Annotated in this window: 8 protein-coding genes; 7 read left to right on the top strand and 1 reads right to left on the bottom strand. The window is 34.1% G+C overall.

Going from position 1 to position 15,284, the window contains the following annotated elements:
• Window positions 1-15 precede the first annotated feature (15 nt).
• From CAB05_RS16640 to CAB05_RS16665, 6 genes are all read left to right on the top strand, one after another.
• Window positions 16-1,668 carry a methyl-accepting chemotaxis protein gene (locus tag CAB05_RS16640; RefSeq protein ID WP_088001891.1) on the top strand — a complete coding sequence of 551 codons (1,653 nt, stop codon included), beginning with the start codon at window positions 16-18 and terminating at the stop codon, window positions 1,666-1,668.
• A 312-nt stretch (window positions 1,669-1,980) separates the two neighbouring features.
• Window positions 1,981-2,247 (top strand): heterocycloanthracin/sonorensin family bacteriocin, encoded by a 267-nt coding sequence (locus CAB05_RS16645; RefSeq protein WP_088001893.1) that lies wholly within the window; start codon window positions 1,981-1,983, stop codon window positions 2,245-2,247.
• A gap of 160 nt (window positions 2,248-2,407) precedes the next feature.
• The gene (locus tag CAB05_RS16650) at window positions 2,408-4,360 is read left to right on the top strand and encodes a putative thiazole-containing bacteriocin maturation protein (protein WP_088001895.1); all 1,953 of its coding nucleotides are present in this window, start codon (window positions 2,408-2,410) and stop codon (window positions 4,358-4,360) included.
• 4 nt (window positions 4,361-4,364) lie between these two features.
• Entirely contained in the window at window positions 4,365-6,308 is a 1,944-nt protein-coding gene (locus CAB05_RS16655) for a TOMM precursor leader peptide-binding protein (protein WP_088001897.1), read from the top strand.
• A 21-nt stretch (window positions 6,309-6,329) separates the two neighbouring features.
• Window positions 6,330-7,904 carry a SagB/ThcOx family dehydrogenase gene (locus tag CAB05_RS16660; protein ID WP_088001899.1) on the top strand — a complete coding sequence of 525 codons (1,575 nt, stop codon included), beginning with the start codon at window positions 6,330-6,332 and terminating at the stop codon, window positions 7,902-7,904.
• A 584-nt stretch (window positions 7,905-8,488) separates the two neighbouring features.
• Window positions 8,489-9,301 carry a M15 family metallopeptidase gene (locus tag CAB05_RS16665; RefSeq protein WP_235821545.1) on the top strand — a complete coding sequence of 271 codons (813 nt, stop codon included), beginning with the start codon at window positions 8,489-8,491 and terminating at the stop codon, window positions 9,299-9,301.
• A 46-nt stretch (window positions 9,302-9,347) separates the two neighbouring features.
• On the opposite strand, the gene CAB05_RS16670 is transcribed toward CAB05_RS16665, so the two are convergent.
• Window positions 9,348-10,574 (bottom strand): helix-turn-helix domain-containing protein, encoded by a 1,227-nt coding sequence (locus CAB05_RS16670; protein WP_088001903.1) that lies wholly within the window; start codon window positions 10,572-10,574, stop codon window positions 9,348-9,350.
• Window positions 10,575-11,042: 468 nt separating this feature from the next.
• Here CAB05_RS16670 and CAB05_RS16675 point away from each other — a divergent pair, with 468 nt between their 5' ends.
• The gene (locus tag CAB05_RS16675) at window positions 11,043-15,197 is read left to right on the top strand and encodes a S8 family serine peptidase (RefSeq protein ID WP_088001905.1); all 4,155 of its coding nucleotides are present in this window, start codon (window positions 11,043-11,045) and stop codon (window positions 15,195-15,197) included.
• The last annotated feature ends 87 nt before the right edge of the window (window positions 15,198-15,284 follow it).

Consider the following 15,284-nt stretch of genomic DNA (forward strand, 5'->3'; position numbering starts at 1 on the left):
TAGAGGTAAAATGATATGAAATTGCAAGGTAAAATAATTTTTAATGCAATGGTTTCTTTACTATTGTCTATGGGATTAATTGTGTATATTATCGTCCAATTAGCAGGCATGCAATCTAAAAATAATGATATTGTTCCTGCAATGATGAACATTCAACAACTTAAAAGTTCAGTAATCCTAAGCCAACAAGCTTTAAATAATTATTCTTTCTCAATGTCAGAAAGTAATCGTGCGGAAGTTGAGAACCAACTACAGGCAATTGATCAAGAAATAAAAGTATTAAATAAAGGCTTAAAGCTAGACGAGCAAAAGAGATTATTAAAAAGCATTAATAGTAAATATGAACAGTTAAAACAAAATTCTGAAACAGCAATGAATGACAAAAATAGTCCAGAAGTTAAACGTCAATCAATTAGAACACTAGGAATCTCAAATGATATTCATATGTTAGATATAGTTACGACTGAACAATATGATACGTTAACTGCAGACTTAAGTGGGAAAATTCGATTTACATGGTTGTTGGCAATTATTGGTGGTGCGACATTAACGGTGGCTGCTGCTATTTTCAGTTATTGGATGGCACGACGCATTTCAAATCCAATTAAGAAACTGAGTGGCTTAGCAGAAGAAGTAGCTAATGGAAATCTTGCCGTAGAATTAAAAGAAATAAATGGCAAAGATGAAATTGCTGATTTAAATCATTCATTTAAGCGTATGATTGAAAATCTTCGTGGAATTGTTACATCTGTTGAGGATTCAGGTGTACGAGTAGATCAATTAGCTAAAGAAATAGAATCTGATAATGATATGCTTACAGAAATTGTTAGTCAAATTGCTTCTTCGACAGAAGAGTTAACAATAGGAAGTCAAACGATTGCAGATGATCTTCAAACGACTGTTACGGTAGTAGAAGAAATGCAACGGAACTTTACCGCAACACTTAAAGGGACAAAGTTATCAGCTGAATATGGCGAGGAAGCAGTGTCGGCTATTCAAATTGGTAGCAATGCAATGAAGGATCAACAACAGGTCGTCAATGATAATCTAAAAGCAATGTCAGTAATTGAACAATCTGTACAAGAATTAGTAGAGTTCGCTTCAGAGATTACTGAAATGACGGGTATTGTATCGAATATTGCTAAACAAACAAATCTTTTGGCTTTAAATGCATCGATTGAAGCAGCTAGAGCAGGCGAAGCCGGAAAAGGCTTTGCAGTTGTTGCAGAGGAAGTAAAAAAATTAGCTGAGCAATCGACGTCTGCAACTATGAAAATATTTGATTCTGTTAGTCAAATTAAAGATGGTGTAAATAAGGTGAAAGATTCAGTAACTGAAGGACTTGAATTAGTTACACGTCAAGAGGAAGCGATGGATATTACTGTTGAGTCGTTCCAGCTTAATAGTGAAAAGGTTCAACAAATTGCCGAGCAACTGGAATCTTTAAACAAAGATATGGAAGCTTCTCAAGAATTAAGTATTAGAGTTATGGAGTCTATTGAAAATATCAGTTCAATTACTGAAGAGTCTGCAGCTGGAAGTGAAGAAATCGCTGCTTCGACAGTTGAACAACAAAAGAACTTCTTAACTGCAAGCGAAAAAGTAAAAGCTTTAAGACAAATTGCTGATGAAATGAAAAATCAATTAGAACAATTTAGACTAAGTTAATAGAGTTATATCGAAAAAACCTCACTGGATTAAGTGAGGTTTTTTCAAATACACTAGTTCTTAAAACATTTTGAACAATCTATATAGCAGAACCTGTTTGTTATTCCTTAAATAAATTTTACTTTCGAATGTCTTTACAAAAAAATAGGTAAATGGATTAGTAACAATGCCCAAGCATATTCCATATTTTGTTGTTGAGAGACTTGAAGGTTTGGGATTTTTATACTAAATATTTTTTGTCCTTTTATCTGTCCACTTTTTATGTCTTTTTGATCTTGCTCTCAAGTGAATATAATTTTGGAGGTTTTTAAAATGAATGATTTTCAAAATGAACTACAAAGATTAAACCTTGGTGAATTTCAATCTAGTGAAGTAGTACCTTGGGATCAAAACCAATATTACTTGGCTCAGGCTCGTCAATGTGGTGGCTGTGGCGGTTGCTTTAGATGCTTTAGTTGTTTCTTTTGCTTCTTTTTTACTTGCTTTAACTGTTTTAGTTGTTCCCGTTGTGGTGGCTGTGGCGGTCGCTGTGGCGGTTGCGGTCACTGTGGCGGTGGTGGTCGCTGCGGAGGTCATTAATCAATATTTTGTTTCAAAGAAAGTCCTACCCCCACGCGAGTTTATGTGGGGGTTTTACTCTTTAAGATTAGACATAAGGGTTATGAAAAATACATAGTAATATGATGAAAGTAATAAAAAATTTTATGATCAACTCACTGATAAAAGGGGTGGGAATAGGTTGTCAAAATTGAATGCTTCTACACGTCTGAAAGTGAATCGAGATACTTTTTTTATACCTGATCAAAATGGTAGTGTGTATTTTCGCAACAATATCAGTTCATTTCAAATGGAAGGTAGTACTATTTTTCAATGGATAGAAAAACTCATACCCATGTTTAATGGAGAGCACTCTTTAGGGGAGCTAACCGACGGCTTACCAGCACAATATCGAGATAGAGTGTACGAAATAGGAGAAATATTATACAAAAATGGTTTTGTTCGAGATGTTAGCAAAGATCACCCGCATCAATTAACAGAAAGTATTCAAAAAAATTACGGATCTCAAATTGAATTTTTAAATAGTTTTGGTGAATCAGGTGCTTATCGTTTTCAAATTTATCGCCAATCAAAAGTATTGGCAATTGGTACTGGAGCAATTTTAGTATCGTTAGTATCTGCATTACTCGAATCAGGATTATCTAAGTTTCATTTATTAATTACTGATATTGAAAAAACGAATAAAAAACGGATCAATGAATTAATAAAAAATGCACGGAAACAAGATGTAGAAGTCGAGGTTAAGATCATAAAGAGAAATCGCAAATCCTGGAATAAATTAGTTGAATCTTATGATTCAATCGTCTATGTCACAGAAGAGAATCAAGTCGAGGAAATTCAAACACTTAATAAGATTTGTAAAGAGGAGAAGAAGAACTTTATCCCAGCACTTTGTTTACAACAAATTGCGTTAGCAGGACCCTTAGTGAGTGTGGATTCTGAGGGGTGCTTTGAATCTGCATGGAGGAGTATTCATCAAAACGAGTTGGTCAGTAAAGAAAAGTTACAACCGTTTTCTTCAGTAGCCTCAGCAATGTTGGCGAATGTAGTTGTATTTGAATTATTTAAAGAAATAACGAAAACGAATACATCGGAAAAGATGAATCAATTTTTCCTCATTAACCAAGAAACGTTAGAAGGTAACTGGCATTCATTTTTGCCGCATCCTTTAGTAACTGATCGTGTGAAAGCGGAGATTATTCAAGACTTTGATCAAAGGGTTGAACAGAATAACAGTAAGAGTGGTAATCAAAGTAACTTATTCCTTTATTTTGGTGAATTAACATCAGAAACATCTGGTATTTTTCATATTTGGGATGAAGGTAATTTAAAGCAACTGCCATTAGCACAATGTCGTATTCAGGTTGTAAACCCACTTATTGAAGGTCCAGTAAGTCTCTTACCAAGTAGTATATGTACTGCATTAACACATGAGGAAGCTAGAAGAGAAGCTGCCTTAAACGGTATTGAGATGTATTCACTACAATTGGCGCGTGTTCTCGTAAAAAACAAAGTATCTATACCACCAAATATCGAAAATAGTTTAGTAGAAGAACAGGCAACTATTGGGATCGGAACTGGAGAAACTTTTGCTGAGTGTATTTGCCGTGGATTACAAAACTATTTATCTGAAGAGTTAAGTAACCAACAAATTAATTTTGCTAACACTCTTACGCCATTAGAGCCTGGTGCCATTGAAGATAAACAATGTCAGTATTATTTAAAATCATTAAATATAATGCAGGGGAATCCTGTCATTGCATTGGAAAAGGATCGTTTTGGATTTCCCATCGTCTGGGTTTGTACAAATGATAAATGGTATCGAAGTGTAGGTCTAAATATAACATTAGCTTTACGAGAATCCTTAAAACAGGCATTGATGGAGTCACAAAATGATCAGATTGACCTGCCTTCTCATGCTATTAGTCATTCAACTTCCATCGTATTAGATGAAAATTCACAAAGCATGGTCATTCCCAAATGTGATGAAAAAGAGAAAACTGACCTACTGAAAAATGCTATGAAAATACTAAAAGAAAATAACAAACAGCTCATAGCCATTGACTTAAAAATTGATCTATTTAATACAGAGGAACTGTCAGGAGTATATGGTGTCTTGTTACGGGAGGTGTAATTAGTTGGTTACAACCGTAGTGATTATTGGAGAAGGCTTATTAACGAAATATGTACATGAAATACTTTCTAATAAATACGAGGTCATTCTTGCCTCAAAAGTAGAGGACAGCATTCCTGAATCAGCTAGTTTAGTACTTTTATTGGATGATGCTTGGGATTCCTCTGTTCAGGAACAGGCAATTGAAAAGCTACGATTCAGCAATATTCCGTGGCTACGAAGCTTTGTTTCATTTGGTGAAGGTGTAATCGGCCCTTTAGTTCAAAAAGGAAAAGATGGCTGCTTTAAATGTGCTGATTACCGTCGTCTGATGGGTGGTCGCGATCGAAGAGAAATGAGAGAAATAGAACAGAAGTTAGCTAGAGATGGTGGGAATGAACAGGATGTATGGGCATCAAGATCCGGACTTCTTCAAATGGCTTATTTAATTGGGGCTGAAGTGGAAAGGGTGTTAGACGGGAAGGCAACTAACTTTGACAATCGAGTATTCTTGATGAATCTAAAAACAATGAAAAGCTCAAGTCACACATTTTTACCAAATCCGCTATGCCCGGTATGTGGACAGTTAGCTGATGACTCCGCTAGCTCTGCTCGTATTTCGTTAAAACCAAGCATGAAAATTAGCAATGGGAGTTTTCGTAGTCGTTCAATGGATGAATTAAAAAAAGTATTAGCGAAGGATTATTTGGATGAGCGAACTGGTTTACTAAATAACAAAATGTATGATTTATCACCACCTTTTGCAGATGTAATTGTAAACTTGCCATTGATTCAGGGAGATGAAGGAACGGCAGGGCGCACACATTCATATGAAATAAGTGAATTAACGGCAATATTAGAAGGTTTGGAACGTTATTGTGGTTTATCTCCTCGCGGTAAAAAAACTGTTGTTCATGACAGTTATCAAAATTTGAAAGATAGAGCTCTTAATCCCGAATCGGTAGGAATTCACTCGAAGGAACAGTATGAAATGAATGGTTATCCGTTTATACAGTTTGATCCGAAACGTTCTATGGATTGGGTTTGGGGCTATTCATTTTTGAAAGAAAAACCAATTCTAATTCCTGAATTACTTTCCTACTATAGTTTAGGATGTGGGCAGGGATATATATATGAAACTTCAAATGGTTGTGCATTAGGAGGAAGTTTAGAAGAGGCAATTTTTTATGGGATTTCAGAAGTGGTAGAGCGTGATTCATTTCTTTTAACGTGGTATGCAAAGATGGCTCTTCCACGTATTGACCCTTCTTCTGCAAATGATCAAGAATTAGATCTGATGGTCGAACGTATCCGTGCGGTCGGTGGATACGAACTACACTTATATAATTCAACGATGGAACATGGGATTCCAAGTATTTTAGCTATCGCAAAAAATAAAAAGGATCGTGGCTTGAATCTTATTTGTGCAGCCGGAGCTCATCTTGACCCTGTAAGGGCTGTAAAAAGCGCAGTGCACGAATTGGCTGCTATGATGTTGACGCTAGATCAAAAATTTGAGGAAAACCAAGATAAATATATGCAAATGCTCCAAAACCCTGCACTTGTACAGCAGATGGATGATCATGGAATGTTGTATGGATTACCAAAAGCCGAGGAAAGACTAAACTTTTTATTGGAAGAAAATCGTCCTTTAAAAACATTTGATGAAGAATTCAAGTGGGAAACTAAACACACTGATTTGACGGAAGATTTAAAGGAAATGCTTCAGAAGTTTCGCCAATTAAATCTAGACGTTATCGTAGTAGACCAAACTACACCGGAAATTAGAAAGAATGGCTTATATTGTGTAAAAGTACTAATTCCTGGAATGCTACCAATGACTTTCGGACATCATCTTACGCGAATTACAGGACTTGAAAGAGTGTTGAAAGTACCTGTAAAAATGGGATATGCAAAGAAACCACTTAAGTTAAAACAGCTAAATCCAAATCCACATCCGTTTCCATAGAAGGTGATGAGGGGGTAAATGATGAGTTTAGCGTCATTTCTATACAATCTACATTATGACATTGAAAAGGAGAGCCCGACAGAATGGGAAGTAGACTGGGAAGATGCCCCACTTACCTATAAGCTTTATAGAGATTTACCCACAATTCCACTATGTCACAATATACCTTTACGTCTTGAAGGTCAGGAAATAATGACAAAACCTGAACTTTTAAAAATAGGACATTATCTCTGGAATGTATACGGACTAACTCAAATTTGTCAGTCGGCATTAGCTTCAGGTTCTGATGAAGAAGTGGGTCTAATGCAGTCAAACAGAAGGTTTATTCCATCAGGTGGGGCACTATATCCAAACGAATTATATGTATATCTAAAGTGCGAGGATGTAACTGCTGGGGTATACCATTATGATGTTGCAAGGCATCATTTGGTTTTGTTACGAGAAGGGAATTTTGATTCATTTCTCTCCAACGCTTTAGGAAATAGATGTGATGTTTCGAATAGTTTTGGTGCTATTTTTATCTCGACAATGTTTTGGAAAAACTTCTATAAATATCATAACTTTTCCTACCGTCTTCAAGGAATAGACGCGGGGGTACTAATCGGACAAATTTTGGAAGTGGCAAAACGTTTTGGATTTTCTACGGGCGTATATTTTCAGTTTCTTGATCGAGCGCTCAATCATCTACTTGGGTTAAATGAACAAGAAGAAAGTATTTACGGTGTTGTGCCACTTGCATTAGAAGCTTCGAACTTATTTTCAAGCACAAATACAGTAGACTCAATAAACACTGCTACTGAATTGTGTAAAGAGCTGCCAAGGATTGAGCATCGTTATTTTATTAAGTCGAAGAAAATTTTAGCGTTTCCTAAGCTAATTCAAGTCAATGAAGCTTCAATGATCGAATCGACGGAATTATTCCGGCATATTGAAGAAAAGAAAAACATTCAAAAAGATAGTAAGCAATTTAATTTACCTAAAGTAGATAGGCTTTCCTATGATCTACTATTAATAAATAGAAAAAGATTTTCACCCGATATGGATTTTATCTCAAAAAAAGTAAGCAAAGTAGATCTGGCAACTTTACTCCATGAAGCGACAAAATCATTCTCGTATTTAAATGATTTGGATCAATCAAATAGTAATAGTAGATCTCGTCCATCATTGTATATGTGTTTGAATAATATTGAAGATATCCCAAATGGTGCTTATTATTATGATGACCTAAATCATTCGTTACGAGAGATTCAACTTGGAGATTTTAGACACCAATTACAAAATGGATTGTCTGGTACGAATGTGAATTTATTCCAAGTACCAATCTGTTTACATGTAGTTGGAGATCAGAAACATTTAAAATCTTTACTTGGTTACAGAGGGTATCGAATACAGCATATGGAAGCAGGTATGATGGTCCAACGTTTATTACTTTCTTCTACTGCATTGGGTATGGGGGGACATCCACTTCTAGGATTTGATGCAAAATTATGTGATGAAATTTATAAATTAAGTGAAGAACAAAAAACGGGTTTGATTCAAATTCCAATCGGATATTACCGTAATCGTCCTAGTATACAAGGAGGATTGCATTCTTAAGTTGTACAAAATAGTTTTGATTAATAAGTTAATGATTATCAAAAAAACACTTCTTTAGGCAAGTTCTAAAGGAGTGTTTTTTTATTTGGCTCTGTTAATATTAATTGTTGATTTTAGCTAAATACATTAAGCGTATGAAAAGAGAATAGCCGGTTCGAGAGTAATTGAAATGGAAGGTGCGAAGACTCCTATAGGATATCCGAGAAATTGATACTCCGGAGGGTAAACAAGGTAGGCATGCTAAAACCACGACGTCCTGTCGTAACGCATGCATGATCCACATCGTGTGGACCCGGAGGCTCGGGTCGTCACGCCACATGGTAAGCAAAGTACCTGGAATGGAAATCAACATTCTTTTTTAATAGAGCCTTTTATTTATATGAGAGATAAGCAGATGAGAACAACTTGTAAAATATTTGTAACATGCGGTTAAATCATTGACTATGTAGAGCAGTTTAGATATTATCATGATGGTAAATCAACAAATTCCGACTAATTTTGTCATTAACGGATAGTAAATAATTGCATCATGAAATGGGATTATGGCTTAAAATCTAAGCTTCGACTATATGGAGGAAACTAAATTGTCTAACGTAAGAAAACATCGTAGAAGAAAAAACAGAACAACTATTTTAGCTTTATCAATTACAACTGTGCTTTTAGTTGGAACAGCAACTGTAATAAATAGTCATAAGAACGAAAAAACTATGGTCATTAAGAAAAATACCCATGTAAAAACTGACATTGTAAAAAATAATGATACTCTCTCTTTTCCAGATTATGATCAAACTTCACAAAAAGATGATTCTGGATTATTAGAAGTATTAAATATTGATTCAAATCTTGTACTAGTTAATAAAAATAGAAAATTACCAGATGGCTATGAACCAGAAGACTTAGTATATCCATCAATTCCTTTAAACGGTGCAGTAAAAGAAAAAACTAGAATGAGAAGTGAGGCTGCAAAGGCATTGGAAAATCTTTTTGCTGGAGCATTAGCCGATGGAAATACGTTAACAGCTGTTTCTGGTTATCGTTCTTATGACCGACAAGTCTCTTTATATAATCAATATCTTGAAACTCGCGGAGAAGAATGGACAAAAGCATACAGTGCTTTTCCTGGAACGAGTGAACATCAAACAGGACTAGCTATGGATGTTTCTTCACCATCCTTTGGCAATGCTTTAGAAGTAGAGTTTGCTGAAACAAAAGAAGGAAAATGGTTAGCTGAGCATGCACACGAGTATGGATTTATTATTCGTTATCCTGAAAATAAACAAGATACAACAGAGTACCATTATGAGCCATGGCATATAAGATACGTTGGTGTAGATTACGCAAACTATTTATATACGAAGGATCTTGCTCTTGAAGAAGCAATGCCTTCTGAAAAGTAAAATAAAATAAATTAGGCATGTCACACAATTATGAGTGACATGCCTTTTATTGTTCAACATTAATTAATAATTGAGCAAGTTGTAAAGCTTCATTATTAAGATTCATCTTGGAGTAATAGTTGAAAAGTTCCCTTTTTGAACGCTGTATCAAATACATAAAACCAAACTGTTCAAACATGGGTAAAGCTTCCATTTTCAAGTATTGGTGATATTCATGTTCCTTGTTTTCAATTAATAAGATTTGCAGATTAAACAGATGGATATAAAGTATTTCATTTTTATGTACTGCTTTTTCTAGTCCTTCTTCTACTAAATGTAATAATTCATTTTGGGAGAGTAAATTCCCATAAAATGAGCTGCGGATATAGCCCTCCAATGAAAGTAGATATTTACTAGAATCAGGATCCTTTAATGTCATCGATTGAAAATAATACTTACTAGATAAATCATATTTCTTTCTTCTAAAATACTCATAGGCTAAATTATGGCATACTCTTGCTTTGCGCTCTGGTGAACTACATAAATCACAACTTTGAATTAAACTTTCAAATCCTTTGATTGTTTCATTGAAGTTTTCATCATCTTTGATCTGAATTAACATGAGCATCTCGGTATCAATTGCTCTAAGATAGTTATTTTGTTCTTTGAAAAATTGAAGTGCTTTTTCAGCGTAAAAATAAGACATAACAGGTAATTCAAGTGAATGGTAGGCTGCCGCAAGATGGTAATAATATTCTTTATTATTGTACTCTGATTCTTGAATTGATTTTAAAACTTGAATTGCTTTTAAATTTTCATGTTTTGCTAAATAATATATACCTAATACATGCTTTAATAGACTCGATTCATATGACGATAGTTTTTGTTCATTTTTTTGTATGTCAGTAATGATTTGGTAGGATTCATCTATTGCATGATGCATTAATAAATATCTAGCACGAAGCAACTGATAGAGATGAATATAATTAGAGATTTGAATGAGATCTTCTTGTTCGAGCTCATTATGTATCAAATCCATTTCTTCAAATAACTCCTTAATAATCACATCTTTCCACTGTTCTAAGCGCTTCTTAATATTTTTAAGTTTCAAGATTTCACTATCAATGTTAATATCAAGACGCTCTGCTAACAGAGTGATAATTTCAGGTGCGTACTCAGTTTGTAATCGTTCAATTTTACTAATATGTGTACCAGAACAAATCCCTTTACCTAACTGTTCTTGGGTCATTTGAAATTTCTCACGATAAAACTTTATGATTTTCCCCTCATACATCATAAATTTCTCCTTTTAGAAAAAACTTTATTTTTAAGTTCGAGTAATAGAAAACCAAGATTCCCCCCAGTTTAAAATGATAATCCCTAATAATTTTTAAGTTTTATCGTCCGATAGTAATTTACGAATAAAAGAAGCTACAATTATCTGTATCAAATGTCCTGATTTGACAAATTTCATGATGGAAACTTGTCGAAAGAAGGGTACAATTTAGAAAAACTTATCCAGTAATTCCCCCAATTTACGCTAACGAAAAGCTAAAGTACAATTTGATTGTAGAGTTTTCAAATTATTCGTAATTTAATTTTACACTATTAATGCATAAGTAGGAAATGCGATATCATCAGGTATTTTTAACCATTTAATAGATTTAGACTATTAAACTATTTTACTGGTATATACTTGTTTGCTTAGTTCGCGATTTACAATTTTTAGCTTAAAAAAAGTTAGTAGAAGGAGCGGTTGTTGATGTTTACTAGAAGGAAAAAAGTATTGAATGTAATGGTCACAAGTGTACTTGCTACAAGTTTTCTCGCGTCTTACGTAATGCCTCAACAAAAATCATATGCAATATCAAATTCCGCAGAATCAATCTTAAAAGAATTAACAGAAGAGCAAAGACAATCTATTAAGAGATTAACTCCACAAGAAGGCTTTATAATCGATCCAAGTTTATTATCATTAAAGGATAAAACTGCGAATGTTATTGTTGAACTTAAAACTTCAACAATTGAAGAGACTCAATCAAAATCGAAAAGTTCAGCTAAAGATAAAAAACAAAAGATTCGAGGGGAACAAGAATTTTTTAAACAACGTTTAACAGAGCTTTTCAATGAGAAAGCATCAAAACAAAAATCGAACAAGACATTCGACCAACAAGCTTCTCAATTTAATATTAAACAAACATTTGAGAATGTATTTAATGGAATGGCAATGACGATTCCAACAAATGAAATCAATACCCTTCTTCAAACAGGTGTTGTTAAACGAATTTGGAAGGATAATGAAGTTCGTTTGCCTAAAAACGAATTATCTACACTAGATAAATCAGCTGGAAAAACAATACCACCAGCGCTTCCACATATAGGAGTAGATCGATTACACAGTGAAGATCTAAAAGGACAAGGTATAAAAGTAGGTGTTCTTGATACTGGAATTGACTATAATCATCCCGATTTAAAAGATGTATATAAGGGTGGATATGATTTTGTTGATGACGATGCTGATCCAATGGAATCAACTCCCGCAGATCAAAAAGCATCAGGAATGCCCGAATCTATAGATGGAACTTCGTTTGTAACTGAACATGGAACACATGTTGCAGGTACAATTGCATCCAACCCTAAAAATGATGTGGAGTATGCAATGACAGGTGTTGCTCCAAACGTAGATTTATATGCATATCGCGTATTAGGACCTTATGGGTCAGGTTCTGATTCAGGGGTAATTGCAGGTATTGAGAGAGCTGTTGAAGATGGTATGGATGTTATTAATCTATCTTTAGGTAATAATAGTAATCATTCCTTAAGTGCTACTTCTATAGCAATAAATAATGCAGCATTACAGGGTGTAGTACCAGTAGTTGCTGGTGGAAACGCCGGTCCAAATCCTGGTACGCTAGGGTCACCAGGTTCTTCTCCACTAGCAATAACTGTTGGTGCAAGTGATGTGCCGACTGATATCCCTACGGTAACTACTAGTTTAGGAGATATTTCTGTACCAAATACGTTAATGGGACATGGTCTTGGTAAAGATTATTTAAATATAATTGATAAGGATTATGAAGTTGTAGAAGTTGGAATTGGAACTGAAGAGGATTATACAAATAAAGATGTAACTGGAAAAGTTGCCTTAATTGCTCGTGGTGATATATCGTTTGATGAAAAAATTAGACGAGCTCATGAAAAAGGAGCAGTAGCTGTATTAATTTACAACAATGTTGAGGGAGACATTCCATATTTCTTAGGTGAAAACTATGGTTATGTTCCTACATTTAAAATGTTACAGGAAGATGGAGGGAAACTCCTAGATCGTTTAAAAATGAATCCAACGGAAACTATTAAACTATCAGACTTCCAATCCAATATGAGTACTGGCGATGTGTTAGCTGATTTTAGTTCTCGTGGGCCAGTGAGTAACAATTTTGATATTAAGCCAGATGTAGTGGCACCTGGTGTATCTACATTATCAACTGTACCTGAATTTATTAATAGCCCTGAAGAAGGAACTGACTATTCAAGTGGATATGCTAGTTTAAGTGGTACTTCAATGGCTACACCACATGTAGCAGGAGTAGCTGCATTATTATTACAATCTCATCCAGGTTATACGGTAGCTGATGTAAAAGCGGCTCTTATGAATACGGCTGACCCATTAAAAGGAAGAATTTACAATGTAAATGAAGTTGGGGCAGGACGCGTAGATGCTTATGAAGCAGTTCATAATACTACATTAGTTGAAGTGCAAAACAAAACGATCACACTAGATCAAGATGGTTTTAAAAAGGAAATCGCTGATATTTCTGGTTCTCTACCATACGGAAGCATTGCACAATCAAGTGAAGACCAAAAAAGAACGACATCGATTAGTATTAAAAATTTAAGTGGTGAAAAAGAAACATATCATTCAAGAGTAGAATTTTTAACAATTGATGGAGTATCAAAAGATGCTAGTAAAAGTGGTGTTACATTAGAATTACCATCTACGATTGAAGTAAATGGAAATGATAGCATTAATATTGATGCTAATTTAATGATTCCAAATAATGCTGAGTTTGGTATTTATCAAGGATATATTCATATTGAAAATGAATCGAAAACGGCGGAATACCAAATTCCTTTCCATGTACGTTATTCAACTAGTGGTTTCGAAAATGTGACATTTTATAAACATGCTATAACAAATGATTTAAGTAACTATCATCCATATATTGAACCATTTACACCTGTAACTTTTAAATTGAATAGTCAAATGAAAACGATGGATGTGATCGTTAGCGACTTAAACGGTAAACCAATTGGATATTATGGAACATTTACTAATATGGAAGATTTAAGTGTAGATACTGAATACTTAATCTTTTTCGGTTTCTCTGGTTCAGTAAAATATTTTACAGGTGATCCAAACAATCCTTTATCTCGTGAATATGAATTACTTAAAGAAGGTAAGTATATTGTCTCCTATATCGGTACAGGAGTGGATGGGAAAACGTATAAAGTCGATAATGATATGGTAATCGACAATACGGCTCCTAAGGTTACATTTGATAAGAAAACAGGAATTAATGAAATTACGAATGAGGATTTAACAACTGAAAATAATCCAATGGATGGTAAGGATTATCATGCATATTGGGTTCATGGTAATGTTTATGATGATACGATTGATTATTTAAAGAGTAGAGGACATGACATTACGCAAGAAGCAAATAAAGTATATGCTTACCAAGATTCATTTTGGCCAACCGCAGAATTTTTCCCGACAGCTAATGGAGACTTTAAATTTGGTGTATTACCAGAAGAATATGCAAATTATCCGACGAGTATAAGAATGTATACTTATGACATCGCGACGGCAGGAAATCCGACTTTCCCAGAATTTACGATTATTAACAAAGGTGATAAGTATGCAACATTTAATACAAGTTCAAAAGGCGTAAGTCTAGGTTCAGAGTTTGTTAATACTTTTAAGGTTAATAATGCAAAAGAATTAACAAGTGCTAGTATTACAGCCGATATTCCAACTTATTATAAATTTGTGGATGTTAAACCGTCAAAACAACTAGAAGATTTAGCTAAGAAAAATAATTGGACGATTAATGTTGCAAAGCCAGAAATTATAGCAAGTACTTGGTCTAATATTTCAACATTTGGTGTAGATATTTCGGATAAAAAGACTAAATTACCGGTTTCAATTAATGGTGATGTTAATTTATTAGATATTAATTTAAAAGTAATTGATGACCATAATTATTTTGTAGAAAGCGGATTCTATTCTCAAGAATCATCATATAAAACAAATGATGGAACAAAGTTTACATTACCTACCTATGCTGATAAATTTAAATTCATCTCTCAACATTCTATGTTAGAAGGCTATTACCATGGTGAAGCTGTAAACTTAGATAATTATGATATGGATTATTCAAAGATTGGTACAAAAGTTTATGTTGTTGATAAAAAAGGTAAGAAATATAATGCTTCAATTATTGATAGAGGTTGGTTGACGATTACTGATATTCCTGCAGTTGCAGATGATTATACTTTAGTAGTCGATATTCCTGGTCATTTCCTATACACTAAAAAAATCAAAATAAGTAAAACAATTGATGGAAAAGTACAAGGTATGTACTATGACATGTACATGGACACTACTGCTGCTGGTGATGTAAATAAAGATAATGTAATTGATATTTATGACGCAAAGTTAGTTGCAAATAGTGCAGGTGAAACAGGAGTTAACCTAAAAGAAGACCTTAATAAAGATGGAGTAGTGGATATTGTAGACTTCAACTATGTAGAAAAGAATTTCATGTCGATCAATCCATATTTCCCAACATCAATTAAACCAGTGGAAAAAACAGGTAAATTAACTTTAGAAGAATTGAAGAAAATGTTTAATTAAGTAAAAGGGTGCCTTTCAACTAGAAAGGCACCCTTTTTGTAGACAAAGTATAAAAACTAAGATATCAGACTGATTGAAAACGCTTGT

Origin of the sequence: Gottfriedia solisilvae, assembly GCF_002128405.1 — a bacterium.
Taxonomy (GTDB): Bacteria; Bacillota; Bacilli; order Bacillales; family Bacillaceae_G; genus Gottfriedia; species Gottfriedia solisilvae.

What these genes read in the sequence shown, in the direction of transcription:
- CAB05_RS16645 (WP_088001893.1), top strand. Translation starts at nt 1,981, where the DNA reads ATGAATGATTTTCAAAATGAACTACAAAGATTAAACCTTGGTGAATTT.
- CAB05_RS16670 (WP_088001903.1), bottom strand. Translation starts at nt 10,574, where the DNA reads ATGTATGAGGGGAAAATCATAAAGTTTTATCGTGAGAAATTTCAAATG.
- CAB05_RS16675 (WP_088001905.1), top strand. Translation starts at nt 11,043, where the DNA reads ATGTTTACTAGAAGGAAAAAAGTATTGAATGTAATGGTCACAAGTGTA.
- CAB05_RS16660 (WP_088001899.1), top strand. Translation starts at nt 6,330, where the DNA reads ATGAGTTTAGCGTCATTTCTATACAATCTACATTATGACATTGAAAAG.
- CAB05_RS16640 (WP_088001891.1), top strand. Translation starts at nt 16, where the DNA reads ATGAAATTGCAAGGTAAAATAATTTTTAATGCAATGGTTTCTTTACTA.